The following is a 26,297-nucleotide window of genomic DNA, read 5'->3' on the forward strand; positions in this document are numbered from 1 at the left end:
ATGTACTTAAGCAAAAAATCACAGAATCCCACTCAAAGGCTTCATGCGGCACGGTCGGCACCAGTAGCAGCACTTGAACACCTGCGCCCTGTAGGGCAGTCAGCATATCGGGGGGGGGGATGGGGAAGTAGCCATTTGTGCCCCAAGCAAGGCCATCTCCAACACAATGGAGCGTGCTCCTTGGGTATCGATCAAAATCAGATCAAAGTCCTGCTCGAAAGCCGGCAACAGGTTCTTGAGACGAAGGCACCCGTCAGCAGCATGGAACAACAAATTTCCCAGCTGATTGAACGGATCACTGGAATGGATCAATGAACAGGGTACGAATCCCTGCGTCGGCGCAGAACGCACCTAGATTGGCGCCCACCGTGGTCTTACCCCGTCCGCCTTTGGTTGAAACGACTGCTGCGACTTTCATGGTACTGACCTCTGAATCATAGGATCAGAGACGGCGTCATGCTGGTCACGCTGTGCGCTTTGATCACCTCGGAGAAATCCAAGGCAAAAAAAAGCCTGCATCGCTGCAGGCTTTCTCTATCTGGCTCCACGACCTGGACTCGAACCAGGGACCCAATGATTAACAGTCATTTGCTCTACCAACTGAGCTATCGCGGAATGCGCCGTATGTTACTGATTGAAAAGGAGAAGTCAAGCATTACGTAGCATTTGGCCGGTTTCATTCGGATGACCGGTGACGTCCTACTGCGTCGGGCTGGCCATTTCCTTGGCCAAATCCAGCCAGGCGCGTGCCGCCGGTGGCAGGTGGGCACTGGCGCGCCAAGCCAGGGCGATGTGCCAGTCGGTGTGGGGCTCGTCCAGGGGGATCAAGGCGATGCCGGCGTGTTGGTGCTTGTGCGCCAGCATGCGGGGCAGGAACGCGACGCCCAGGCCGGCCGCTACCAGGTCGACGATAAAGTCGATCTGGCCACTGCGGGCGGTGACTCGGGGCGTTACGCCCTTGCGCTCGCAGGCAGCCATGATCAATGCGTTCAGGGCGAAGCCGGCTTCGAACAGGATGAAGGGTGAATCCGCCAGGTCGGTGAAATCGATGCGAGTGCGCTGGGCCAGTGAGTGGCCCATGGGCAGTACCGCCATCAGTGGTTCATGACGCACGGGCTGGTAATCGAACCCCTCGTCCACCGGCAGCAGCAGGGCCGCCAGGTCGACCTCACCGGCTTCCAGGCATTCGCGCAGTGTCTTGCTGCCGTGCTCGGTCAGTTCGATATCGATGTCTGGATAGCGACTGCGATAGGTGGTGAACATCGCCGCGAACAGCACGCCACATCCTACCGGCGGCAGGCCGATGCGCAGCACACCGCGCTTGAGGCCGCGCAAGTCGTTGATCTCGGCAACGAGGTCATGGTGCTCGGCAAGCAGCACCAGGGCACGGCGGTAGGCAATTTCGCCGGCGGCGGTGAGTTCGTTCCGGTGGCCAAGGCGATTGAGCAATGGCGCGCCGAGTTCCTCCTCCAGGGTCTTGACCGCCTTGCTCACCGTGGATTGGGTCAGGGACACCACATCGGCCGCTTGGGAGAACCCTCCCTGGCGCACCACTTCGACAAAGGCACGCAATGTGCGCAGGTTCATCAGCATTCCTTTAGCGACTGGGTAGTAGTGATAAAAGTTGTTTTTATCATGCCAGATGTTTGCTTATCGTGGCGCCACCTTGCCCGTGGAGTCACCCTAAATGATCATCTCGTCTGCTGCCGATTACCGCGCAGCCGCCAAGCGCAAGCTGCCGCGCTTTCTGTTCGACTATATCGATGGTGGCGCCTACGCCGAGCACACAATGCGCGCCAACGGCTCGGACCTGGCCGAGATCGGCCTGCGCCAGCGCATCTTGCGCAACGTTGATAACTTGAGTTTGAAGACCCGCGTCTTCGGCCAGGAACTGGCTATGCCCGTCATCCTCAGCCCAGTGGGCCTGACCGGTATGTACGCGCGACGCGGAGAAGTGCAGGCCGCCAAGGCAGCGGCGAACAAAGGCATCCCGTTTTGCTTATCGACGGTGTCGGTGTGTTCGATTGAAGAAGTGGCCTCCCAGAGCCCGCAAGCGATCTGGTTCCAGCTCTATGTGCTCAAGGATCGCGGTTTTATGCGCAATGCCCTGGAACGGGCACAGGCCGCCGGCGTGACAACTCTGGTGTTCACCGTCGACATGCCCACCCCAGGCGCACGCTACCGCGATGCGCACTCGGGCATGTCCGGGCCGTATGCATCGACGCGGCGGATGTTGCAGGCCGTGACCAAACCGCAATGGGCATTGGATGTCGGCTTGCTCGGCCGCCCTCACGATCTGGGCAATATCTCCAAGTACCTGGGCAAACCCACCACCCTGGAAGATTACGTGGGCTGGCTGGCGAACAATTTCGACCCCTCGATCAGTTGGAAAGACCTGGAGTGGATTCGCGAATTCTGGAAAGGCCCGATGATCATCAAGGGCATCCTCGACCCGCAGGACGCCAAGGATGCGGTGAGTTTCGGCGCCGATGGCATCGTGGTGTCCAACCATGGCGGGCGTCAGCTGGACGGTGTGCTGTCCACCACCAAGGCGTTGCCACCGATTGCCCAGGCAGTGGGCGATGACCTGACGGTGCTGGTGGACTCCGGCATTCGCTCCGGGCTCGACGTGGTGCGCATGCTCGCCCTGGGGGCCAAGGCTTGCCTGCTGGGACGCTCGACGGCGTATGCGCTGGCCGCCGAGGGCCAGTCTGGCGTGGAGAACCTGCTGGATATCTTCGCCAAGGAGATGCGCGTGGCCATGACGCTGACGGGCGTCACCGCGATCGACCAGATTGACCCCACCACGCTGGTTCAGCCTGCCAAATAACCGGCGTCATACGGCAATGGCTGTTTTACGTGTTAAAAACAGCCATTGATTTATAAGGAGTTTAATTAAGTTAAACGAAGTGGCATGAATCTCGCTCTAACCCTTCCCACGCAGGTTAAGCGATGACAAGACGTGCGGCAGTGCCCAAGGGTTATAACCCATGACAAAGCGGTCTAAACTGTTTCCAATGTTTTACGGAACTGAAGGAACAGTAAGACGCTTGGCACTCGCCACTCTCATCGAGCCTGTAAGACAGCTAAGTGCTTAGAGGCCGATTGCTTATGAAAACACCCACCCAGACCCACGCAATCGACTTCGACACGGCCAAATTGCAACGCCTGGGCTTTGGCCAGCCAACCTCTCTGCCGCGCCGCCCCACCACCACTGTCCAGCTTCGCCAGCAACTGGGTCAGCAATTGCAGATCAGCCTGGAACCGGAGCGTATCCTCGGCCTGTTCTTTCGCGAGATCCAGCGTCTGGTACCCCTTGATGCCCTGCTGTACCGCCACCAGGCCAGTGATCTGCGCCTGGAGTTTGGTCATCGCGGCCATCATTCGGTCAGTTATGCCCTCAGTCACGAAGGCGAGCACTTGGGTGAACTGGTGTTCCGCCGCAACCAACGCCTGGTGGAAGAAGAGCTGAGCCAACTCGAATCCCTGCTGGCCACCCTGCTCTACCCGATGCGCAACGCCCTGCTCTACCGCGCCGCCACCCGCAGTGCGCTACGCGACCCGCTGACCCAGACCGGTAACCGCGTCGCCATGGACCAGACCCTGCAACGGGAAATCGATATGGCGCGGCGGCACCTGAACCCGTTGTCGTTGCTGATGCTGGACATCGATCACTTCAAACAGATCAACGACACCCATGGGCATGCGGCCGGCGATAACGTGCTGCGCGCGGTCGCCGCAGCGATCAAGGCCCAGTTGCGTAACGTGGACATGGTGTTTCGGTTTGGCGGGGAAGAGTTTCTGATCCTGCTGTCCAACACCGGCCGGGATGCCGCGGCGATGGTTGGCGAGCGTCTGCGCCAGGCGACGCAGGCCCAGGACTACTGGGCGGATGACCTACGCATCGAATTGACGGTGAGCCTGGGCTGCTCGACCTTGTTGGCGGGTGAGTCTGCCGACAGCCTGTTGCGCCGGGCCGACAATGCGCTGTACGTGGCCAAGCGCGAAGGCCGTAACCGCTTGGCAATGGCGGGGTAATGACCCCGCCATCACGCTGACCTTATGCTTCGCTGGCCACGCGAACCGGGCGTTCACGCACCGCCATGACCGCAGGTTTGTCTTTCTCCAGGCGCATGCAGCTTTCCAGGAACAGGTACATGTAGTCGTAGCTCTTGCACACGGCCTGGCGCAGCTCTGCCTGCAGCGCCTTGGTCGGGTTCATCCCGGCCAGGGTGCAGATGATTTCCAGCGCTTCCCACGGGTGGGCGTCATCGTACTGGGCGTGCATCTTCAGCCATTTCATCGCGCGCTTGCGGTCTTCCTCGGGGAAGGCGGCAGCGTAGACGCCGGTGGAACATACCACCGCGGACCACTCCCCGGTCGCCCCCTCGATTGCGTAGTTGGTCGCGGCAATCGCCACGATCAGCGAATCGGCCGAACTGGTGTGCCAGCACCAATGGCTCAGTGCATGCAACTCCGGCGGTACGTTCTGCGCTTGCAACTCTTCGAGGCTGACGCCATGGGCGCGGGCCCAATGCACCCAATAGTCGGCGTGGTTCAGTTCCACGCGAATGTTGCGCATCAGCCACCGCCGCGCCATGTCCTCTCCAGGATGACGGGCAAACTTGGTTTTGGTGAGGTTCTGTGCCATGTACAAGGCAAACTGTTCAACCACTGGCCAGCCACCAATAAGGTAATGGCGCATGGTCTTGGCGCTGAGCGTGTTATCACGCATGCGCTGGTACAGTTCGTGCTCGACAACTCGGCGCTTGCTCTCGCTACAGTCCTGGATCAGTCGTTGTGCCCAGGCGGGGTAACTTGAGGCTTCCATAAGCGGGCCGGTTCGGTTGAAGGTGTCGATCACTGTAAGGCTCCTTTTTAAGTGTGATTGTACAGACCAGCAAATGTTTCAGCGGAATGTGCCGGGCGCCTTGAATAACAGGGGCTGCGGCCGCACAGGTCGACACTGCAAGCTATCAGGGGTAAACAACTGCGGGCGTTCAATCACGTAGCCCTGAGCGTAATCCACACCAATCTCGAGTAACGCCTGTTCAATGAGCGGTGTTTCAACAAACTCGGCAATTGTGCGCTTACCCATGACGTGGCCGATGTGATTGATCACTTCGACCATGGCGCGGTTAATCGGGTCGTCCAGCATATCCTTTACGAAACTTCCATCGATCTTCAGGAAGTCTACAGGTAAATGTTTCAGATAAGCGAATGAGGACATTCCGGCACAAAAGTCGTCGAGTGAAAAATGGCAACCTAACGCTTTGAGTTCATTAATAAAGCGAATTGCACTACCCAAATTGGCAATAGCGCTGGTCTCAGTTATTTCAAAACAAATCATTTCCGCAGGAATGCTGTAAGCCGCGAATTTGTCACGTAGAAACCCTAGGGAAACTCTGAAAAAGACTTTCTGATTTGGCAAAATACCGCGACCCCACCCACCGAGTTTCCCGATGAAGCAGATGACCTTCGCCGACGCCGAGTACGCTGGCAAGCGCAAGCAAACCCGCAAGGAGTTGTTCCTGATCGAGATGGATCGGGTGGTGCCGTGGAAGGGCTTGATTGCTTTGATCGAGCCACATTATCCGAAAGGTGAAGGTGGCCGTCCGGCCTACCCGTTGATGGCGATGCTGCGTGTGCATCTGCTGCAGAACTGGTTCGGCTACAGCGATCCAGCGATGGAGGAAGCGCTGTACGAAACCACGATCCTGCGCCAGTTTGCCGGGCTGAACCTGGAGCGCATCCCCGACGAAACCACCATTCTCAACTTCCGCCGCTTGCTGGAGAAACACGAGCTGGCGGCCGGCATCCTCGCTGTCATCAATGGCTATCTGGGCGACCGCGGCCTGTCGCTGCGCCAGGGCACCATCGTCGATGCAACGCTGATCAATGCGCCCAGTTCGACCAAGAACAAGGACGGCAAGCGCGACCCGGAAATGCACCAGACCAAGAAGGGAAACCAGTATTATTTTGGCATGAAGGCCCACATCGGCGCCGATGACGAATCGGGTCTGGTGCACAGCGTAGTGGGCACGGCGGCCAATGTGGCGGATGTCACCCAGGTGGACAAATTGCTGCATGGCGACGAAAACGTGGTCTGCGCCGATGCAGGCTACACCGGTGTCGAAAAGCGGCCCGAGCATGAAGGACGTGAAGTTATCTGGCAGGTGGCGGCACGCCGCAGCACCTACAAAAAACTCGATAAGCGCAGCGTGCTGTACAAAGCCAAGCGCAAGATTGAAAAGGCCAAGGCTCAGGTGCGCGCCAAGGTCGAGCATCCGTTCCGGGTAATCAAGCGCCAGTTCGGTTACACCAAGGTGCGCTTTCGCGGCTTGGCCAAAAACACGGCGCAACTGGTGACACTGTTCGCTCTGTCGAACCTGTGGATGGCGCGCCGACATTTACTGACGAATGCAGGAGAGGTGCGCCTGTAATGCGGGAAATGGCCACCGGAGTGGGGTCCGGGTGGCGAAAACGTAAGAAATACTCGTCGAATTGATTGTTTTTTGATCATTTGGCGAGTTTAAAAGTTGCGCTAGGTGGTATGCCGGGGAAATACATGGCTACTTCAGACCATCCCTAGGAAATCGTCATCGCCAATGGTTATTCCCGACAGATTAATCGCACACATGGCCATGGGCTGGCCCGGACGCTCATGCATGCAGCGGGCGATGATCTTGAACACGTTCTCAACCACCCAGCGATCCAGCGAGGTCATCAGGCCGTAACGTTCGGCTGCCGGGATAAAGCTGTCCGGCAGAATGATCCGACCGGCCTCATCATGCAGGCGCAGGAGGACTTCGATATGTCCGTTACCGGGGTCGGTATGGCCCAAGGCTGCGATTTCCTGGGCATACAGGCAGAAACGGTTTTCTTCCAGGGCCATGTGCAGGCGCTGCACCCAGGCCATCTCGCCGAAACGCAAGGACAGCTCAGAGTCATCGGCATGGTAGACCTGCACGCGGTTGCGGCCCTTTTCCTTGGCCATGTAGCACGCCATATCGGCGGCCCGCAGCGATGTCTCCAAGGTGGTCGGCGCGTGTGAGAGGTGCACCAGGCCAATGCTGACCGTGGTCATGAACGGCCGCCCCTTCCACACAAAATGCAGGCTTTGCACGGTATGGCGCAGGCTTTCGGCGATTTTTTCCGCCACCGGCGCCGGGCAGTTCTCCAGCAAAATACCGAACTCATCGCCGCCCAGTCGCGCCAGCGTGTCACCCTCCCGCAGGTCCGATTGCAACAAGGCGCAGATGTGGCGCAGCAGTTCGTCGCCTGCCGCATGCCCGCAGGTATCGTTGACCAGCTTGAACTGGTCCAGGTCGAGGAACATCAAGGCGTGGCGCCCACTTTGCTGGCGCGCGGCCTGTTGCAACACCTGCTCCAGGCGGAATTCGAATTCGCGGCGGTTGGCCAGGCCGGTCAGGGCATCGTGGGTGGCTTGCCACGACAGATTGGCAATGTACTGGCGCTCCTGAGTCATGTCGTGCAGCACCAGCACCGCCCCGCTGACCTTGCCGGCGCTACGGATCGGCGCGCCCACCAGGGTCACCGAGACCGTGCTGCCGTCCAGGCGCTGAATGGTTTTGGAGTGTTCACTGCCACCGCTGAGCTGGCCTTTGGTGATGTGCTCGATCAGGGTAAATCCATCGGGCTGGGCATCTTCATCCAGCAAATTGAACAGCGAAGCCAGGGGCAGGCCCTGGGCCTGGGACGATTTCCAGTGGGTCAGCGCCTCGGCCGCCGGGTTCATGTAGGCAATGGCGCCATTGACATCAGTGGTGATCACCCCGTCCCCGATCGATTCCAGAGTGATCTGCGCCCGCTCCTTTTCCAATTCCAGGGCATCGGCGAACGCATGACGCTGGCGCAGTAACTTATGGGTGCGCAGCAAAGCCAGGGCGATCAGGCCCAGGGCCGTGGCCAGGTTGGTAATCATCAACAGCCGCAGGATAAATCGCGAACCTTCGCCCAGGGCATCACTGAACGCCTTGGCCGCCGGCGTCACGCCGTCGTTGATGGCAAAGATCTGGGCTTTCCATTGCCGCACAGCGTCGCCGCTGACCTGGTGGGTGGTGATTGCGCGGTGCATCGTCTGGGCCAGGTCATCCAGTTGCACCAGGTAGCCATCCCCCACGGTCCACAACTCGATGGCTTTTTCCAGGTAACTGAAATGGCGAAAGTTGAGGTACAACCAGATCAGGCTGGAGACGTCATCCGGATGGTTGCCCCCCTTGAGGATCCCCAGGCGTGCGGCGGAGAGATCGGGTATGGGCCGGTCCAGGGCGATACGCAGCTCATGCCCGCCCTGGGGCACGGCGATGGCCTGCTGGTATTTGAGGAAGGTGGCTTCGTCACGATTGTCGGCGTACAGGGTCAGGTAGTAGATGGCGTCCTTCTGGCCTTTTGACCACAGGCTTTCGCCGGCCACATAACCACGCACGGCCGAGAGTACGTAGAGACTGACACTGCCCAACAATGCCTGGAACAGCACGACGGCGATAAATGGCCAGACAATGCCCAACAACCGTGGCGTTCCGAGAGTCCGCTTTTGCTTCATGAAGTCCCTTGCACATGCACAGCTGAAAACGCACGCGAACATCCGCTCCTGATAGCACAGCGTAGGCTAAATCAACGCACTTGTTGCAGGTGCCCGTAAAGTTTGGCGTACAGGCCGCCGTCGGCGATCAGTTGCTGATGGTCGCCATCTTCGGCGATATGCCCACCATCGAACACCAACACCCGGTCTGCCTGCTTCACTGCTGACAACCGGTGGGCAATGATCAGTGTAGTACGGCCACTGAGAAACCGCGCCAACGCCTGGTGCAGGTTGTACTCGGTGGCGGCGTCCAGGGCGGAGGTGGCTTCATCCAGGATCACCACTTTCGGCTCGGCCAACACCATGCGCGCAATCGCCAGGCGTTGCCGCTGCCCGCCGGAGAAGCGCACGCCTGAGCGACCGACGATACTATCCAAACCCATGGGCAGCGCCTTGACGGTCGCATCCAACTGGGCGATTTCAAGGGCCTGCCAGCACGCCTGGTCCGTACGGCTGCGCCCCATCGTCAAGTTGGCCCGCACGGTATCGTTGAACAGCGCCGGGTGTTGCAACACCACCGCGACGTTCTCGCGAATGGTCTCCAGGCCGATTTCCTGCTGGGTGGCGCCGCCAAAACGAATGCTGCCAGCTTGCGGCGTGTAGAGCCCCAGCAGCAGTTGCACCAGGGTACTTTTGCCGCCGCCACTGGCGCCGACGATTGCCACCTTCTCCCCCGGCTCGATGGTCAGGTTCAATTGATCGAGCACCCGTTCTTCGCCATACCCGAACGTGAGGCCGCGCACTTCAAGGCCGACCGTCTCGCGCCCGGCAAACGGGTCCTGGCCGCCGGCATATTGCGGCTCATCGGCGCGTGCCAGCAGTTCGTTGATCCGCGTCAGCGCCCCGCCCGCCGCGTAGTAGGCGTATTGCAGGTTCAATAACTGCTCCACCGGGCCGATCATGAACCACAGGTAGCTGAATACCGCGAGCATCTGGCCGATGGAGAGGTCGGAGAACAGCACCGTCAGCATCGCTGCCGCACGGAAGATGTCGATGCCGAATTGGAACAGCAAGCCACTGGCGCGGCTGGAGGCGTCGGTTTTCCACTGGGAGTGGATGGCGTAGTCCCGCACTTCCTGGGCACGCTGGCCGAGGCGCCCGAGGAAAAAGCCCTGGCGGTTACCGGCACGCACTTCCTGAATGGCATCGAGGGTTTCGGTCAGCGCCTGGGTAAAGCGCGAGGTGCTGTCGTTTTCCAGTTTCTTCAGGTGTTTGACGCGCTTGCCCAGCTGCACCGTGGCGTAGATCACCAGCGGGTTGAACAACAGGATCAGCAGCGCCAGTTGCCAATGCATCCACACCAGGATGGCCGACGTGCCCACCAGGGTGAGCATCGCCACCAGGAAACGGCTGAGGGTTTCACCGACGAACTTGTCCAGCGTATCCAGGTCGGTGACCAGGTGCGTGGTGACCGTGCCGCTGCCCAGGCTTTCGTATTCCCCCAGGGAAATACGCTTGAGCCGTTCGATCAGGCGCACGCGGATGCGGTAGACGATGTCCTTGGCCAGCCGGGCAAACAAACGCGCCTGCACCACGTTGAATACCAGCGCACCACAGCGCAGGGCCAAGGTCACCAGCAGCATCAAGCCGATATACCCAGCGGCCTTTTGCCAACCCAGGGGCAACGCGTGGTTCATCACCTTGAGCGCAGCATCGCCGTGGCCCAACAGCACTTCGTCGACCAACAGCGGCAACAGCAGCGGAATAGGCACGCTGCACAGGGTCGCCAGGACGGCGACACCGTTGGCGATCCACAGGGATTTCTTGTGACGCAGGGCCAGGCGGCGGATCTCCGCCCAGGTCAAGCGGTCGACACGAGGGGTGGGCGTTAGGTCGGGCTGATCATGCACAGGCAGCTCGCTCCAGCCATCGGGCGAGCAGAGGCGACAGCTCGGAGAGCGGCTGGTAGCCATTGGTCAGCAACGCCAACTGGCCATTGCGCTCGGCCAGCAGCGTCGGGAAACCGGCGATCCCCAGGTCCTGTACCCAGGTGAAATCGGCGGCGGTAGCGGCATGCTGCTCGGCGCGGTCAAAAGCGCCGGCAAACTCGATACGCGGGATACCGGCCTCCTCGGCCAGTTCCACCAGCACACTGGCGAGGGTCACATCGCGCCCCTCGACATAAAATGCATGCTGGATCAGGCCCAGCAGCTTCCACGCGCAATCCGGCGCCAGGCTGCGCGCAGTGACAATTGCACGGCACGCCGGCTCCGTGTCGTAGACAAAACCGTCGGGCAGCGCGCCTTCGAACGTGAACGTCTGCCCGGTGGCGTCGGTGACCGCCTGCCAGTGTTCCAGGATATAGCGCCGGGTCGTCGGCTCCAGCGCCGCGCCGCTGCCGGTGCGCAAGCCGCCCACCACCAGGTGCAGCTCCACGCCGGCCGCCTGGGCCTGCTCAACCAGCGCCTGCGCCACCGGGGCAAAGCCCCAGCACCAGGAACACATAGGATCCATTACATAGAGCAGGCGCGCGGACATGGCTCAGGCCTCGGAAGGAGTTTGCTTGTAGTTGAAGCCGATCGGGTGCGGCATATTGCGGGCCTTGGCCAACTCAATCTGCTTTTGCCGGTCGATCGCGCTGCGACGGGTTTTCTCCGGCAGCTTATCCCAGCAATGTGGGCAACTGATGCCCGCCACATAGTGCTCGGATGCGCGGTCTTGCACGCTCACCGGTGTGCGGCAGGCATGACATTGATCGTAGTCGCCTTCGCTCAAGTCGTGGCGCACGGTGACGCGATTGTCGAACACAAAGCAGTCGCCCTGCCATTTGGTCTCTGCCTGCGGCACCTCTTCGAGGTACTTCAGGATGCCGCCCTTGAGGTGGTAGACCTCATCGAAGCCTTCGCTGAGCATGTAGCTCGAGGCCTTTTCGCAACGAATGCCGCCGGTGCAGAACATGGCGACCTTCTTGTGCTTGGCCGGGTCGAAGTTGGCTTTGATATAGTCGGGAAATTCGCGAAAACTGGTGGTTTTCGGGTCGATCGCGCCTTCAAAAGTGCCGATGGACACTTCGTAGTCGTTACGGGTGTCGATCAACAACACTTCGGGGTCGCTGATCAGCGCGTTCCAGTCCTGCGGATCGACGTAGGTGCCGACCTTCTTGTTCGGGTCGACGCCTTCGACGCCCAGGGTCACGATCTCTTTCTTGAGCTTGACCTTGGTGCGGTAGAACGGCTGCTCGTCGCAGTACGACTCTTTGTGGTCGATGTCGTCCATGCGCGGGTCGTTCTTGAGCCAGGCCATCAGGCCGTCAATGCCTTCGCGGCTGCCGGAAACGGTACCGTTGATGCCTTCTTCGGCGATCAGCAAGGTGCCTTTGATGCCATTGTCGACCATCGCCTGCAGCAGGGGCTCGCGCAGCGCAACGTAATCTTCGAGGGTGACGAACTTATACAGTGCCGCCACGACAATCGGTTGAGTCATGGGTGTTCTCTCCAGGTGGCTACCCTCGTAAGGGGTGAACCGGATGCAAAAAAAACGCGCCGGCTAAGCGGCGCGTTGCGGATTCTAGCAAATGCGAGGTGTCAGAGACACCCGGTCATCAGCCATGGCCGCCGGCGCAGGTCGGCGAGGCCGGGGCTGCGTCGATTTTCGCCCACTCTGCGGGCGTGTAGGTATGCAGCGCCAGCGCATGAAACTCGCTCATCAGGTCACCCAGGGTGGCGTAGACCTTCTGGTGGCGCTTGACGCGGTTGAGCCCCTCGAACTGCTGGCTGACCAGCACGGCCTTGAAGTGGGTCTGCAACCCACGGCTGTGCATATGGCTTTCGTCCAGCACGCTCAAGTGCTCCGGGGCCAGGGCGGCAAGTGCCGTTTCGATACGCTGTTGCATGGTCATTCCTGCTTACTTCTTCTTGGCCGGTGCGGCGGCTTTAGGCGTCAGCTCGTTGGTCATGTCTTCCAACAGCTTGTTCACCACCGGCACGGCGCTTTCCAGTTTGGCCTGGGTCATCTGGGCCGATTGCTGGGTCAGCTGCGGCATTTTCTCCAGGACTTTCTTGCCCAGTGGCGACTGGTAGAACGCAACCAGGTCCTTGAGCTCGGATTCGCTGAAGTTGCTGGTGTAGAGCTTGACCATGTCCGGCTTCAGTTTCGGCCAGCCGATGGCTTGGTCCAGGGCAGCATTGGCCTTGGCCTGGTAGCTGTCCAGTACGGACTGTTTGGCGGCAGGCGCCTTGGTCTGTTCGAAACGCTGGGCGAACATTTGCTGCACTTGCATGTACACCGGGGTCCCCAGCTTGTCAGCGTGGGCCAGGGTAAGGAAGGCTTCGGCACTGGCGTTGTGGCTGGCGGTATCGGCAAAAACCTGGCCGCTGGCGCAAACCAGAGCAACCGCGGTACAGATGGCACGAAGACGAGTCATCGAGTTTCCTTTTCTAGCAGGCGAGGTAAGACCCCAAGGGCGCCCATTCTGCGCCTAAAAAACGCCCCGGCTCAACCCCGAGCCTTAGCGGGCGCGGATTGCCGTGAATGAATCCGATGAAAAGTCTTTTAGGGAACCCCCCGGGCCGATCACAGCCTAAACTGCGCAAACGAACCTGAAGGAGTGTGCCCGATGAGCCGTATCGAAACCGACAGCCTGGGAGAAGTCCAAGTCCCGGATGACGCTTACTGGGGCGCCCAGACCCAACGTTCGCTGGTGAACTTCGCTATCGGCGAACAGCGCATGCCCCTGGCGGTCCTGCACGCCCTGGCCTTGATCAAGAAGGCCGCTGCCCGGGTCAACGACCGCAATGGCGACCTGCCCGCCGATATCGCCCGCTTGATCGAACAAGCCGCCGACGAAGTACTGGCCGGCCAACATGACGACCAATTCCCCTTGGTGGTGTGGCAAACCGGCAGCGGCACCCAAAGCAACATGAACGCCAACGAAGTGATCGCCGGCCGCGCCAACGAGCTGTCGGGCAAGACCCGTGGCGGCAAGAGCCCCGTACACCCCAACGATCACGTCAACCGCTCCCAGAGTTCCAACGACTGCTTCCCCACCGCCATGAGCATCGCGGCGGTTCAGGCGGTCAACCAGCAATTGCTGCCGGCGATCACCCACCTGTCCGGCGGCCTGGCGGAACTGTCGGCACGGCATATGAAGCTGGTGAAGACCGGTCGCACTCATATGATGGATGCCACGCCGATCACCTTTGGCCAGGAACTGTCGGCGTTTATCGCCCAGCTTGATTACGCCGAGCGCGCGATCCGCAGCGCCCTGCCCCAGGTCTGCGAGCTGGCCCAGGGCGGCACGGCCGTGGGCACCGGGCTCAACTCGCCCCATGGCTTTGGCGAAGCGATTGCCGCCGAGCTGGCGGCGCTGTCGGGCTTACCGTTCGTGACCGCCCCCAACAAATTCGCCGCCCTCTCCGGACACGAACCCCTGGTGACCTTGCACGGTGCGCTGAAAACCCTGGCCGTGGCCCTGATGAAAATCGCCAACGACCTGCGCCTGCTCGGCTCCGGCCCCCGCGCCGGGCTGGCGGAAGTCAAACTGCCAGCCAACGAACCGGGCAGCTCGATCATGCCCGGCAAGGTCAACCCGACCCAGTGCGAAGCGCTGTCCATGCTGGCCTGCCAAGTACTGGGCAATGACGTGACCATCGGCATCGCGGCGAGCCAAGGGCATTTGCAGTTGAACGTGTACAAGCCGGTGATCATCCACAACCTGCTGGAATCGATCCGCCTGTTGGCCGACGGCTGCAATAACTTCCAGGAGCACTGCATCGCCGGCCTGGAGCCCGACGCCGAACAAATGGCCGAGCACCTGGAGCGCGGGCTGATGCTGGTCACGGCGCTCAACCCGCACATCGGCTATGACAAGTCAGCAGAGATCGCCAAGAAGGCCTACGCCGAAGGATTGACCCTTCGGGAAGCGGCGCTGGACCTGGGCTACCTCACCGACGCAGAGTTCGACCAGTGGGTACGCCCGGAAAACATGCTGGGCGCCTAAGACGCCATGCGTAGCCGCCGGGCCTTGAGCCCGGCGAGCAACGACGGCGCCAGCGCAACCGCCGCCGACCCCATGACCACCACCAACGCGCCGAAATAGCCCAAGGCATTGATCTCTTCAGCCTGCACATAGTTGGGCCACAGCCACGCCGCCAACGCCACCGCGACAAAGGTCACCAACGGCGTCAGTGCCAGGGTTGCACTCACCCGCGAGGCTTCCCAGTGGGCCAGGGCTTCGGCAAATGCGCCGTAGGCCACCAGTGTGTTCATGCAACACGCCAGCAACAGCCAGCCTTGCAGCGGGCTCAGTTGCAGGGCCTCCAGCGGATGCGCCCAAGGCGTCAGCAGCACGGCGCACGACAGGTAGATCACCATCATCACTTGCAGCGAATTCCAGACGGTCAGCAACTGCTTCTGGCCCAAGGCGTAGAACACCCAGATCGACGTGGCGAGCAGGATCGTCAGCACACCGGCGGTATAAGCGCCGAGGGACGTCAGCAGTTCCTCCAGGCGTTGGTTGAAGAACAGACCGAAGCCGACGATCAGCACCACCAGGCCCACGCTCTGACCCACGCTGAAACGTTCCTTGAACACAAACACGCTGGCGATCATCAGGAAGATCGGCCCCATCTGCACCACCAACTGCGCGGTGCCGGGGCTGAGCAGTTTCAGGCCCACCAGGTACAACACGTAGTTGCCCACCAGGCCGCACACGGCCATCGCCACCAGCCAGCCGCCTTTGGGGCCGAGCACTTTACGACTGGGCAGGCGCTTGGTCGCGGCGAGGTACACGAAGAGGCAACTGCCGGCCACCATCAGGCGAAACCAGGTGACGGTGATCGGGTCCATCACCTGCAACACTTGCTTGAGCTTGATCGGCAGAATGCCCCAGAGCAGCGCGGTCAGCAGGGTCAGGAAAAAACCGTAGACCCAGCGGCCGGAAGAGATGTGCATGAGTGCCCCAGAAAATGCCAGAGGTGGAGGAGCGGCTATTCTAGGGGCAAGTGGACGCATTGGGATATGGCGCTGCATACCTGTGGGAGGGGGCGGTGCGACGATTCGACTTGCCCCCTCCACACTTATCAGCGCACGGCTTCGAACAGTCCCGTGGCGCCCATGCCGCCGCCCACGCACATGGTGACGATGCCATAACGCAAATTGCGCCGCTGCAGCTCACGCACCAGGTGCCCGACCTGGCGCGAACCGGTCATGCCGAACGGGTGGCCAATGGAGATCGAGCCGCCGTTGACGTTGTACTTGTCGTTATCAATTTCCAGGCGATTACGCGCGTACAGGCATTGGGAAGCGAAGGCTTCGTTGAGTTCCCACAGGTCGATGTCGGCAACCTGCAAGCCCTTGGCCTTGAGCAGCTTGGGCACCGAGAACACCGGGCCGATGCCCATCTCATCCGGCTCGCAACCTGCCACGGTGAAACCGCGGAAAAACGCCTTGGGCTTGAGCCCCAGTTCCAGGGCTTTCTCCAGGCTCATCACCAGCGTCATCGAGGCGCCATCGGAGAGCTGCGACGAGTTACCCGCCGTCACCGAGCCGTCTTCGGCAAACACCGGCTTCAACCCAGACAGGCTGGCCAACGTGGTGTCCGGGCGGTTGCAGTCATCGCGATCTACGACGCCGTCGAGGATTTGTACCGCGCCAGTGTTCTTGTCCTCGACCCTGTACTTGACCGCCATCGCCACGATTTCATCGTCAAACAGGCCATCGGTCTGGGCCTGGGCCGTGCGCTGCTGACTTTGCAAGGCGTAGAGGTCCTGGTCTTCGCGGCTCACGTTGTAGCGGCGCGCGACGATTTCAGCGGTCTGGCCCATGGGGAAGTAGATGCCCGGCACCTGCGCCTTGAGCAGCGGGTTGATGAGGTTATCGGTGTTGACGCTTTTCATGGTCAGGCTGATCGACTCGACACCGCCCGCCACGATGATATCGCTGCACCCCGAGGCGATCTGGTTGGCGGCGATGGCGATCGCCTGCAGGCCCGACGAACAGAAGCGGTTGAGCGTCATCCCTGCCGTGCCGGTACCCAATTGCGAAAGCACCGCCACGTTGCGCCCGATGTTGTAGCCCTGGGCGCCCTCGTTGGAGCCGGCGCCGACGATGCAATCCTCCACCGTGGCCGGGTCGATGCCGTTGCGGGCCAGCAGCGCGTTGACGCAATGGGCCGCCATGTCATCCGGGCGGGTCTGGTTGAACTTGCCGCGAAAGGATTTGGCCAGGCCGGTTCGCACACTGTCGACGATCACTACTTCACGCATGGGCTACCTCGATCTTGTGGTTGTTGGATCGAGAATAAGTCCAGTCCTCTCCCACTGCGACGATCATTCACCCGGCGTATGCAAAAACATGGTGACGAACATAAATCGGTGGTGAGTCGGCCTGTTGTGGTCAGAGGGCTTGTTGTGGGGGAGAGGGCTTGTTGTGGCCAGAGGGCTTGTTGTGGCCAGAGGGCTTGTGTGGCGAGCGGGCTTGTTGTGGCGAGCGGGCTTGCCCCGCGTTGGGGCGCGAAGCGGCCCTGACCCAGACGCCGCGTTTCTCCAGGCAGAACTCATTGGCTGGTTTTGGGGCCGCTTCGCAGCCCAACGCGGGGCAAGCCCGCTCGCCACAACAAGCCCTCTCCCCCAGAACTAGCCCTCTCCCCCCACAACAAACCCTCCGGCCACTTCAAGCCCTCTCCCTCGCAACAGCCCCGCTCGCCACGAGTCAGTTACCCAGCCACTTATTTCTTTTTCTTTTTATCGTGCTTGTCGGACTTGGCGAACGCTTCTTCCAAGGCCAGGTTGATGGTGCGTAGCACCTTGACCCGCGCCCAACGCTTGTCATTGGCCTCCACCAGGGTCCACGGCGAGACCTCGGTGCTGGTGCGGTCGACCATATCGCCCACCGCCGCGCGGTAGTCGTCCCACTTGTCGCGGTTGCGCCAGTCGTCCTCGGTGATCTTGAAGCGCTTGAACGGGATCGCCTCACGGGCCTGGAAACGCTCCAGTTGGGTCTGCTTATCGATAGCCAGCCAGAACTTGACCACAATCACCCCCGCATCGCGCAGTTGCTCCTCGAAGTCGTTGATCTCGCCATAGGCACGCAACCAGTCGGCCGGGGTGCAGAAGCCTTCGATGCGCTCCACCAACACTCGGCCATACCACGACCGGTCGAATACCGTGAACATGCCGCGTGCCGGGATCTGCCGCCAGAAACGCCAGAGGTAAGGCTGAGCCCGTTCGTCTTCGGTGGGTGCGGCGATCGGGATGATGCGGTACTGGCGCGGGTCGAGGGCCGCGGCGACACGGCGGATCGCCCCCCCCTTCCCGGCGGCATCGTTGCCTTCGAACACCGTGACCAGGGCGTGCTTGCGCATGCGTTTGTCGCGCATCAGGCCAGAGAGGCGCGCCTGCTCGGTAATCAGTTGTTCTTCGTAATCGTCCTTGTCCAGGCTCAAGGTCATGTCGAGGCTGTTCAGCAGGCTCACCTGGTCCACCGCGGCAGGCAAAGGCGCCGGGTTCATGCCGCTGGCCTTGCCCCTGGCTTGCTTCAAGGCGTTTTGCAGGCCTTCGAGCAGGATCTTGCCCACGGTCAGGCCACGGTAATAGGGGTCGACACCTTCGATCACATGCCACGGCGCATAGTCACGGCTGGTGCGGCGCAGCACGCGCTCGCCAAAATGCACGAACTTGTCGTAGGTCTGCGATTGCTGCCAGTCCAGCGGGCTGATGCGCCAGCTGTGCAGCGGGTCATCGGCCAGGGCCTTGAGTCGCGCCTTCATCTGTTTCTTGGACAGGTGGAACCAGAACTTGAAGATCACCGCGCCCTCATCGCAGAACATCTTCTCCAGACGCTCGGCACCGGCGATGGCCTGGTCGAGCCGCGCATCCTTGATCTCGCCATGCACGCGGCTTTGCAGCATCTGGCTGTACCAATTGCCAAAAAACACGCCCATGCGGCCCTTGGCGGGCAGTTGGCGCCAGTAGCGCCAGGCCGGGGGGCGCGCCAGTTCCTCGTCGGTCTGCTGGTCGAAGGTGCGCACTTCGATCAGGCGCGGGTCCATCCATTCATTGAGCAGCTTGACCGTCTCGCCCTTGCCCGCACCTTCAACCCCGTTGATCAGGATGATCACCGGAAAACGCTTCTGCTGCTGCAACTCGTATTGCACTTCGAGCAAGGCTTCGCGCAGGGCGGGCACCTCGGTGTCGTAGGTGTCTTTGTCGATGGCGTGACCGATTTCGGCGGATTCGAACATAGGCTGCTCCGTTTCAAGATGGATCAAGACTAGCGGATTGGGCAACGCCATGCGGGAGGAAATTCCACGTGCGCTTGCCGTGGGTCAATTCAAAGGCTGTTGATCGGCTAGAATGGCGGCCTTGCCTTTGCCGAGTCGCCCATGAACCCCGTAACCCACGCCCAGCTCGACTGGGATGACCAAGGTCGCCCGCACTCACGGGTATTCGACGACGTGTACTTTTCCGACAAATCGGGCCTGGAAGAAACCCGTTATGTGTTCCTCGAACAGAACCGTTTGCAGGAGCGTTTTGCTGCCTTGCCGGTGAATGGATGCCTGGTGATCGGCGAGACCGGTTTCGGCACTGGCCTGAATTTTCTCTGCGCCTGGCAGTTGTTTGAACAGCAGGCCGTAGCCGGTGCGCGCTTGCACTTTGTCAGCGTTGAGAAATACCCGCTGAGCCACGCCGACCTGCAACGCGCACTCGCCCTGTGGCCCGAGCTGCAACCCTTCGCCGAATCCTTACTGGCGCAGTACGTCGCGATCCACCAAGGCTTCCAGCGCCTGGTGCTGGCCAACGGCCGTGTGACCTTGACGCTGTTGATCGGTGACGCCCTGGAGCAATTACCGCAACTGGATGCGCAAGTCGATGCATGGTTTCTCGATGGCTTCGCCCCCGCCAAAAACCCCGACATGTGGACCGCCGAGCTGTTCGCCGAACTGGCACGCCTGGCGGCCCCTGGAGCGACCATCAGCACGTTTACCAGCACCGGTTGGGTGCGGCGGCTGATCAATGCCGCCGGGTTCAAGATGAAACGCACGCCGGGTATTGGCCACAAATGGGAGATCCTGCGGGGTGAATACCTTGGGTGGCCGGCCGACACCCCGCCGCCGCCCCCGGACAAACCGTGGTTCGCCCGTCCAACGCCGCTGCACGGTGAGCGCAGCGCCCTGGTGATCGGGGGTGGCCTGGCCGGCTGCGCTACGGCAGCCAGCCTCGCGGCACGCGGCTGGCGCGTCAAGCTGCTGGAACGACATGCGGGCCTGGCGCAGGAAGCCTCGGGCAACCCGCAAGGCGTGCTTTACCTCAAGCTGTCAGCGCACGGCACGGCACTTTCGCAGTTGATCCTCAGCGGTTTCGGCCATACCCGACGCCTGTTGGAACACCTGCACCGAGGCGTCGACTGGGACGGTTGCGGCGTGCTTCAACTGGCCTTCAACGCCAAGGAAGCCGAGCGCCAGGCACAGTTGGCCGGCGCATTCGCCCCTGGCCTGCTGCATCGGCTCGATCAGGCCCAGGCCCAGGCTCGTGCCGGTGTGGCGCTGGAGCATGGCGGGCTGTTCTACCCCGAAGGCGGTTGGGTGCACCCGCCAGCATTATGCGAATGGCAAGCCCGGCACCCTCTGATCACCGTGCTGACGCATCACGAAGCCCTTGAGTTGCAACGCGTCGACGGTCAATGGCGCGCCCTGGCCGGCGACACCTTGCTGGCCAGCGCCAGTGTGGTGGTGCTGGCCAACGCAGCGCAGATCAAGCACTTCGCGTTCAGCGCCGACCTGCCCCTCAAGCGCATTCGCGGGCAAATCACCCGCTTGGCGCAAACCCCGGCGAGCCAGGCGTTGGCCACGGTGGTGTGCGCCGAGGGCTATGTGGCCCCGGCGCGCCTGGGGGAGCACACGCTGGGCGCCAGCTTCGACTTCAAGAGCGATGACCTGACCCCCACGGTCGCCGAGCATGTCGGCAACCTGGACATGCTGCGGGAAATATCCGTCGACCTGCTGCACCGCCTGGGCGCCGACCACCTTGCCGGCGAGGACCTGCAAGGTCGCGCCGCGTTTCGCTGCACCAGCCCGGACTACCTGCCGATTGTCGGGCCACTGGCCGATCGCGCGGCCTTTGACCACGCCTATGCGGCACTGCGCAAGGACGCCCGACAGGTACCCGAGGCCGCCTGCCCATGGCTCGACGGCCTGTATATCAACAGCGGCCATGGCTCCCGTGGGCTGGTGACCGCCCCCCTGTGCGCGGAACTGTTGGCGGCATGGCTGGACGATGAACCCTTGCCGGTGCCTAAAAGCGTGGCCGACGCCTGCCATCCGAATCGGTTCGCCTTGCGCGCATTGATTCGCGGCACGGGCGGCTCCTCTGCGCAGTAACGGGCCACTCGCCGCGCAGGATCGCACCGGAGCAGGCAAGGCTCTTGGCCTTATAACAGATTGTTCTAAAACTCCAATCATAGGGGCGTGTCAGTTTCTGGGTACGCGCCCTTTAGGCGCATTGAGTATTTACCCCTCCCCAACGGAAAAACCGGTAAGGAACTTATGTGCGGATTAGCTGGAGAACTACGTTTTGATGCCCAACCTGCCGACCTGGCAGCGATTGAACGCATCACCCATCACTTGGCCCCCCGTGGCCCCGACGCCTGGGGCTTTCATGCCCAAGGGCCGATTGCCCTGGGCCATCGACGCCTGAAAATCATGGACCTGTCGGATGGCTCGGCCCAACCGATGGTTGACGCCCAACTGGGGCTGTCCCTGGCGTTCAACGGTGCAATCTATAACTTCCCGGAACTGCGCCAGGAGCTCGAAGCCCTGGGCTATGCCTTCTATTCCGGCGGCGACACCGAAGTGCTGCTCAAGGGCTATCACGCCTGGGGCGAGGCTCTGCTGCCCAAGCTCAACGGCATGTTCGCGTTTGCCATCTGGGAGCGCGACGCCCAGCGCCTGTTTATCGCCCGCGACCGCCTGGGCGTGAAGCCGTTGTACCTCTCACGTACCGGCCAGCGTTTGCGCTTTGCCTCAACCCTGCCAGCCCTGCTCAAGGGCGGCGATATCAACCCGATCCTCGACCCCGTCGCACTCAACCATTACCTGAACTTCCATGCCGTGGTGCCTGCACCGCGCACGCTGCTGGCAGGCATCGAAAAACTGCCGCCCGCCACCTGGATGCGCGTCGACGCCAAGGGCAACACCGAGCAAAAAACCTGGTGGACCCTGCCCTACGGCCCGCGAGAGGATGAGCGCAACCTCACGCTGGAAGACTGGACCGACCGCGTGCTCGACAGCACCCGCGAGGCCGTGGCGATTCGCCAACGCGCCGCCGTGGATGTCGGCGTGCTGCTCTCCGGTGGCGTCGATTCGAGCCTGCTTGTCGGCCTGTTGCGGGAAGTCGGCGTGCAGGACCTGTCGACCTTCTCCATCGGTTTTGAAGACGCTGGCGGCGAGCGCGGCGATGAATTCCAGTATTCAGACCTGATCGCCAAGCACTACGGCACCCGCCACCATCAATTGCGCATCGCCGAAAGCGAGATCATCGAGCAACTGCCGGCCGCGTTCCGCGCCATGAGCGAGCCGATGGTCAGTCATGACTGCATTGCCTTCTACCTCTTGTCCCGGGAAGTGGCCAAGCATTGCAAGGTGGTGCAAAGCGGCCAGGGCGCCGACGAACTGTTTGCCGGTTACCACTGGTACCCGCAGGTGGACGGTGCCAGCGATCCGTATGCCGCGTACCGCGAGGCGTTTTTCGACCGCAGCTACGACGACTACGCCGCCACCGCCGCTCCAAAATGGCTGACCGCCAACGATGCCGCTGGCGATTTCGTGCGTGAGCATTTCGCGATGCCCGGCGCCGATGCCGCCGTGGACAAGGCCCTGCGCCTGGACAGCACGGTGATGCTGGTGGACGACCCGGTCAAACGCGTCGACAACATGACCATGGCCTGGGGCCTGGAGGCCCGCACGCCGTTCCTCGACTACCGCCTGGTGGAGCTGTCGGCACGCGTCCCCGGTCAATTCAAGTTGCCCGACGGCGGCAAGCAGGTACTCAAGGAAGCGGCGCGCCGGGTGATCCCGAGCGAAGTCATCGACCGCAAGAAAGGCTACTTCCCGGTGCCAGGGCTCAAGCATTTGCAGGGCGACACCTTGAACTGGGTGCGTGAACTGCTGCTCGACCCCAGCCAGGATCGCGGCCTGTTCAACCCGGCCATGCTCGATCGCCTGCTGACTGACCCGCAGGGCCAACTGACGCCGTTGCGCGGCTCCAAGCTGTGGCAACTGGCAGCGCTGAACCTGTGGCTCAGCGAACAAGGAATCTGATCCATGAAACCGAATGCCGCGGCTTACAGCCAACGCTTGCTCAAGGGCCAGGCGCCGACCTATGAGCGCCTGCAGGCGCGCCTGGCCGAAGATGGCAGCCCACTGGCCGCCGAGCCGATTGCGGTGCATTGCGGCTGGGGCCGGCTGTTGATCGGCCACACCTTTCCCGACCCGGCCAGCCTGGCCCAGGAACTGCTCAACGAGCAGCCCGGCGAGCGCGACATCGCGCTGTACGTGGCTGCGCCCCAACAGATCCTCGGGATCGATCCGCAGCAGTTGTTCCTGGATCCGTCCGATACCCTGCGCCTGTGGTTCAGCGACTATCGCCCTGCCACCCGGGTGTTTCGCGGCTTCCGGATTCGCCGGGTCCAGACCGAGGCCGATTGGCTCGCGGTCAACCAGCTCTACCAGGGCCGCGGCATGTTGCCCGTCGACGCCGAGCGCCTCACGCCGCGCCATGAAGGAGGCCCGGTGTACTGGTTGGCCGAGGATGAAGACAGCGGCGCAGTGATCGGCAGCGTCATGGGCCTGAATCACCCCAAAGCCTTCCACGACCCGGAAAACGGATGCAGCCTGTGGTGCCTGGCCGTCGACCCGCAATGCACGCGCCCCGGCGTGGGCGAAGTGCTGGTGCGCCACCTGGTGGAACACTTTATGAGCCGTGGCCTGAGCTACCTCGACCTGTCGGTGCTGCACGACAACCGCCAGGCCAAGAGCCTGTACGCCAAGCTGGGCTTCCGCGCACTGACCACTTTTGCGATCAAGCGCAAGAACGGTATCAACCAGCCGCTGTTCCTCGGCCCCGGCCCGCAGGCGGGGTTCAACCCCTATGCGCGGATCATCGTCGAAGAAGCCCATCGGCGCGGCATCGACGTGCAGGTGGACGACGCCGATGCGGGGCTGTTCACCCTCAGCCATGGCGGGCGTCGCGTGCGTTGCCGGGAGTCATTGAGCGACCTGACCAGCGCCATCAGCATGACCCTGTGCCAGGACAAGAGCCTTACGCACAAGGTATTGAAGGCCGCCGGTTTGAAACTGCCTTCCCAGCAACTGGCGGGCAGCGCCGATGACAACCTGGAGTTCCTCGACGAACACCAGCGCATCGTGGTCAAGCCGTTGGACGGCGAGCAAGGCCAGGGTGTAGCGGTGGACCTGCAAGAGATTGACGAGGTGCAACAGGCCATCGAAGCGGCGCGGCAGTTCGACAGCCGCGTATTGCTCGAGAGCTTCCACGAGGGTCTCGACCTGCGCATCCTGGTGATCGGCTTCGAAGTCGTGGCCGCCGCGATTCGCCGCCCGGCCGAAGTAATCGGCGACGGCCAGCACTCCATCCGCGCGCTGATCGAGGCGCAAAGCCGGCGCCGCCAGGCCGCCACCGATGGCGAAAGCAAAATCCCCCTGGATGCCGAAACCGAACGCACCTTGAAAGCCGCTGGCTACGACTACAACAGCATCCTGCCCCGTGGTGTGCAATTGGCTGTGCGCCGTACTGCCAACCTGCACACGGGTGGGTGCCTGGAAGATGTGACGGGCATCCTGCATCCCACCCTGGTCGACGCCGCCGTACGCGCCGCCCGCGCGCTGGATATCCCCGTGGTGGGCCTGGACCTGCTGGTGCCCGCGGCCGATCAACCGGAGTACGTGTTTATCGAAGCCAACGAACGGGCCGGGCTGGCCAACCATGAACCGCAGCCGACGGCAGAGAAGTTTGTGGATTTGTTGTTTCCACACAGTCAGCCGACCGCTCAATAAACCCTGTGGCGAGGGGGGCCTGTGGTGGCGAGCGGGCTTGTTGTGGCGAGCGGGCTTGCCCCGCGTTGGGCTGCGAAGCAGCCCCCACATGTGCCAATGAGGTCTGACTGAAAGAGCGTGGTGCTTGGGGAGAGGGGGCTGCTGCGCAGCCCAACGCGGGGCAAGCCCTAATGCCGTTCAGTTAAGCGTACATCGCCTTCTGTAGGAGCGAGCTTGCTCGCGAAAAACGTCAACGATAACGCGTGTTTCCTGAGTGAACGCGGCGCCTGTGAGTTCTTCGCGAGCAAGCTCGCTCCTACAAAAAAGCCTTAACTGAACGGCATTAGGGCAAGCCCGCTCGCCACAACAAGCCAGCTCGCCACAACAAGTCCGTTTGCCACAACAAGCCAGCTCTCCACAACAAGCCAGCTCGCCACAAAACCGCCCTTATCTTATCCAGTCAGGAGTCTTTATGACCCGAACCATCCCCGAACCGGATCTCAACTACCTGCAAAAAGTGCTGCTGGAAATGCTCGCCATCCCCAGCCCCACCGGGTTTACCGATACCATCGTGCGCTATGTCGCCGAACGCCTGGAAGAGCTGGGCATCCCGTTTGAAATGACCCGCCGCGGCACCATTCGCGCCACCCTCAAGGGCCAGAAGAACAGCCCCGACCGCGCAGTATCGGCGCACTTGGACACCATCGGCGCCGCCGTCCGCGCGATCAAGGATAACGGACGCCTGACCCTGGCCCCCGTCGGTTGCTGGTCAAGCCGCTTTGCCGAGGGCAGCCGCGTCAGCCTGTTCACTGACAACGGCGTGATCCGTGGCAGCGTCCTGCCATTGATGGCCTCAGGGCACGCATTCAATACCGCCGTGGATGAAATGCCGGTGAGCTGGGACCATGTGGAGCTGCGCCTGGACGCCTACTGCGCGACCCGTGCCGACTGCGACTCCCTGGGAATCGGCATCGGTGACTACGTGGCGTTCGACCCCCTGCCCGAGTTCACCGAAAGCGGCCATATCAGCGCGCGCCACTTGGACGACAAGGCTGGTGTCGCCGCCCTGCTTGCCGCACTCAAGGCCATCGTCGACAGCGGCGAACCCTTGCTGATCGACTGCCACCCACTGTTCACCATCACCGAGGAAACCGGCAGCGGCGCAGCGGCTGCCCTGCCCTGGGATGTGAGTGAGTTTGTCGGCATCGATATCGCACCGGTCGCCCCTGGCCAGCACTCCAGCGAGCACGCGGTGAGCGTGGCGATGCAGGACTCCGGCGGGCCGTATGACTATCACCTGTCCCGCCACCTGCTGCGCCTGGCTTCGGACAATGAACTGCCGGTGCGTCGCGACCTGTTTCGTTATTACTTCAGCGATGCCCATTCGGCGGTGACCGCTGGCCACGATATCCGCACCGCGCTGCTGGCGTTTGGTTGCGATGCGACCCACGGCTACGAGCGCACCCATATCGACAGCCTGGCGGCCCTGAGTCGCCTGCTGAGCGCGTATATCCTCAGCCCCCCCGTGTTTGCCAGCGATGCGCAACCGGCCCAGGGTTCACTGGACAGGTTCAGCCATCAGATCGAGCACGAAACGCAGATGGAGAGCGACACGCGTGTGCCGTCGGTAGACAGCCTGGTCGGTCAGAAGTCCTGACGCTGGCAACAATGGTCCCGGCGCAGTAGCATCGCCGGGATTCTCTAGTT

18 protein-coding genes, 1 tRNA gene and 3 pseudogenes are annotated in these 26,297 nt (G+C 61.8%); 8 read left to right on the forward strand and 14 right to left on the reverse strand.

Annotated elements, in window-relative coordinates; all coding sequences use genetic code 11:
* Positions 1–111: 111 nt before the first annotated feature.
* The 3 genes and pseudogenes from AB7933_RS23490 to AB7933_RS23500 form a co-directional block, all read right to left on the reverse strand.
* A pseudogene (locus AB7933_RS23490) lies at positions 112–418 on the reverse strand (ParA family protein); the annotation flags it as partial.
* 121 nt (positions 419–539) lie between these two features.
* Positions 540–615, reverse strand: a tRNA-Asn gene (locus AB7933_RS23495).
* Between the two features lie 84 nt (positions 616–699).
* A complete protein-coding gene (locus AB7933_RS23500; RefSeq protein WP_024076600.1) occupies positions 700–1,587 on the reverse strand; it encodes a LysR family transcriptional regulator in 888 nt (295 codons plus the stop codon).
* Between the two features lie 100 nt (positions 1,588–1,687).
* Here AB7933_RS23500 and lldD point away from each other — a divergent pair, with 100 nt between their 5' ends.
* Both lldD and AB7933_RS23510 read left to right on the forward strand, forming a co-directional pair.
* Entirely contained in the window at positions 1,688–2,830 is a 1,143-nt protein-coding gene (gene lldD, locus AB7933_RS23505; protein WP_024076601.1) for an FMN-dependent L-lactate dehydrogenase LldD, read from the forward strand.
* Between the two features lie 281 nt (positions 2,831–3,111).
* Positions 3,112–4,038: a GGDEF domain-containing protein gene (locus AB7933_RS23510; protein WP_041160986.1), complete on the forward strand. Its 927-nt coding sequence runs from the start codon at positions 3,112–3,114 to the stop codon at positions 4,036–4,038.
* A 22-nt stretch (positions 4,039–4,060) separates the two neighbouring features.
* Here AB7933_RS23510 and AB7933_RS23515 read toward each other — a convergent pair whose 3' ends face one another.
* Both AB7933_RS23515 and AB7933_RS23520 read right to left on the reverse strand, forming a co-directional pair.
* Entirely contained in the window at positions 4,061–4,831 is a 771-nt protein-coding gene (locus AB7933_RS23515) for a TenA family transcriptional regulator (RefSeq protein ID WP_205896045.1), read from the reverse strand.
* Between the two features lie 78 nt (positions 4,832–4,909).
* Positions 4,910–5,398 (reverse strand): annotated as a pseudogene (locus AB7933_RS23520) (EAL domain-containing protein); the annotation flags it as partial.
* 64 nt (positions 5,399–5,462) lie between these two features.
* Here AB7933_RS23520 and AB7933_RS23525 point away from each other — a divergent pair.
* A complete protein-coding gene (locus AB7933_RS23525; protein ID WP_010466230.1) occupies positions 5,463–6,443 on the forward strand; it encodes an IS5-like element IS1384 family transposase in 981 nt (326 codons plus the stop codon).
* 146 nt (positions 6,444–6,589) lie between these two features.
* On the opposite strand, the pseudogene AB7933_RS23530 reads toward AB7933_RS23525, so the two are convergent.
* The 6 genes and pseudogenes from AB7933_RS23530 to AB7933_RS23555 all read right to left on the reverse strand — a co-directional run.
* A pseudogene (locus tag AB7933_RS23530) lies at positions 6,590–8,566 on the reverse strand (diguanylate cyclase domain-containing protein); the annotation flags it as partial.
* Positions 8,567–8,637: 71 nt separating this feature from the next.
* On the reverse strand, positions 8,638–10,455 hold the full coding sequence (locus AB7933_RS23535; protein WP_024076605.1) for an ABC transporter ATP-binding protein: 1,818 nt from the start codon (positions 10,453–10,455) through the stop codon (positions 8,638–8,640).
* Positions 10,448–11,083 carry a DsbA family protein gene (locus AB7933_RS23540; RefSeq protein ID WP_024076606.1) on the reverse strand — a complete coding sequence of 212 codons (636 nt, stop codon included), beginning with the start codon at positions 11,081–11,083 and terminating at the stop codon, positions 10,448–10,450. The genes AB7933_RS23535 and AB7933_RS23540 overlap by 8 nt, the downstream gene beginning before the upstream one ends.
* Before the next feature lie 3 nt (positions 11,084–11,086).
* Positions 11,087–12,028 carry a rhodanese-related sulfurtransferase gene (locus AB7933_RS23545; RefSeq protein WP_024076607.1) on the reverse strand — a complete coding sequence of 314 codons (942 nt, stop codon included), beginning with the start codon at positions 12,026–12,028 and terminating at the stop codon, positions 11,087–11,089.
* Positions 12,029–12,146: 118 nt separating this feature from the next.
* A complete protein-coding gene (locus AB7933_RS23550; RefSeq protein ID WP_024076608.1) occupies positions 12,147–12,443 on the reverse strand; it encodes a BolA family protein in 297 nt (98 codons plus the stop codon).
* 6 nt (positions 12,444–12,449) lie between these two features.
* On the reverse strand, positions 12,450–12,968 hold the full coding sequence (locus AB7933_RS23555; RefSeq protein WP_010567461.1) for a DUF2059 domain-containing protein: 519 nt from the start codon (positions 12,966–12,968) through the stop codon (positions 12,450–12,452).
* 192 nt (positions 12,969–13,160) lie between these two features.
* On the opposite strand from AB7933_RS23555, the gene AB7933_RS23560 reads away from it, so the two are divergent.
* Positions 13,161–14,543 (forward strand): class II fumarate hydratase, encoded by a 1,383-nt coding sequence (locus tag AB7933_RS23560; protein ID WP_041160987.1) that lies wholly within the window; start codon positions 13,161–13,163, stop codon positions 14,541–14,543.
* Here the strand turns inward: AB7933_RS23560 and AB7933_RS23565 are convergent.
* The 3 genes from AB7933_RS23565 to pap all read right to left on the reverse strand — a co-directional run bounded on the left by AB7933_RS23565 (position 14,540) and on the right by pap (position 18,785).
* Positions 14,540–15,496, reverse strand: coding sequence for a DMT family transporter (locus AB7933_RS23565; protein ID WP_024076610.1), 957 nt, complete (start codon positions 15,494–15,496; stop codon positions 14,540–14,542). The genes AB7933_RS23560 and AB7933_RS23565 overlap by 4 nt on opposite strands.
* Positions 15,497–15,624: 128 nt before the next feature.
* Positions 15,625–16,809: a thiolase family protein gene (locus AB7933_RS23570; protein WP_024076611.1), complete on the reverse strand. Its 1,185-nt coding sequence runs from the start codon at positions 16,807–16,809 to the stop codon at positions 15,625–15,627.
* Positions 16,810–17,270: 461 nt separating this feature from the next.
* On the reverse strand, positions 17,271–18,785 hold the full coding sequence (pap, locus tag AB7933_RS23575) for a polyphosphate:AMP phosphotransferase (RefSeq protein WP_024076612.1): 1,515 nt from the start codon (positions 18,783–18,785) through the stop codon (positions 17,271–17,273).
* 141 nt (positions 18,786–18,926) lie between these two features.
* Here pap and mnmC point away from each other — a divergent pair, with 141 nt between their 5' ends.
* The 4 genes from mnmC to AB7933_RS23595 all read left to right on the forward strand — a co-directional run bounded on the left by mnmC (position 18,927) and on the right by AB7933_RS23595 (position 26,247).
* On the forward strand, positions 18,927–20,921 hold the full coding sequence (mnmC, locus tag AB7933_RS23580) for a bifunctional tRNA (5-methylaminomethyl-2-thiouridine)(34)-methyltransferase MnmD/FAD-dependent 5-carboxymethylaminomethyl-2-thiouridine(34) oxidoreductase MnmC (RefSeq protein ID WP_024076613.1): 1,995 nt from the start codon (positions 18,927–18,929) through the stop codon (positions 20,919–20,921).
* Between the two features lie 165 nt (positions 20,922–21,086).
* The gene (locus tag AB7933_RS23585; RefSeq protein WP_024076614.1) at positions 21,087–22,859 is read left to right on the forward strand and encodes an N-acetylglutaminylglutamine amidotransferase; all 1,773 of its coding nucleotides are present in this window, start codon (positions 21,087–21,089) and stop codon (positions 22,857–22,859) included.
* A 3-nt stretch (positions 22,860–22,862) separates the two neighbouring features.
* Complete coding sequence (ngg, locus tag AB7933_RS23590; protein ID WP_024076615.1) at positions 22,863–24,611, forward strand: N-acetylglutaminylglutamine synthetase; 1,749 nt, start codon at positions 22,863–22,865, stop codon at positions 24,609–24,611.
* Positions 24,612–25,062: 451 nt separating this feature from the next.
* Positions 25,063–26,247, forward strand: coding sequence for an osmoprotectant NAGGN system M42 family peptidase (locus tag AB7933_RS23595; RefSeq protein ID WP_024076616.1), 1,185 nt, complete (start codon positions 25,063–25,065; stop codon positions 26,245–26,247).
* Positions 26,248–26,297: the final 50 nt, after the last annotated feature.

Origin of the sequence: Pseudomonas gorinensis (genome assembly GCF_042015035.1) — a bacterium.
GTDB lineage: Bacteria > Pseudomonadota > Gammaproteobacteria > Pseudomonadales > Pseudomonadaceae > Aquipseudomonas > Aquipseudomonas gorinensis.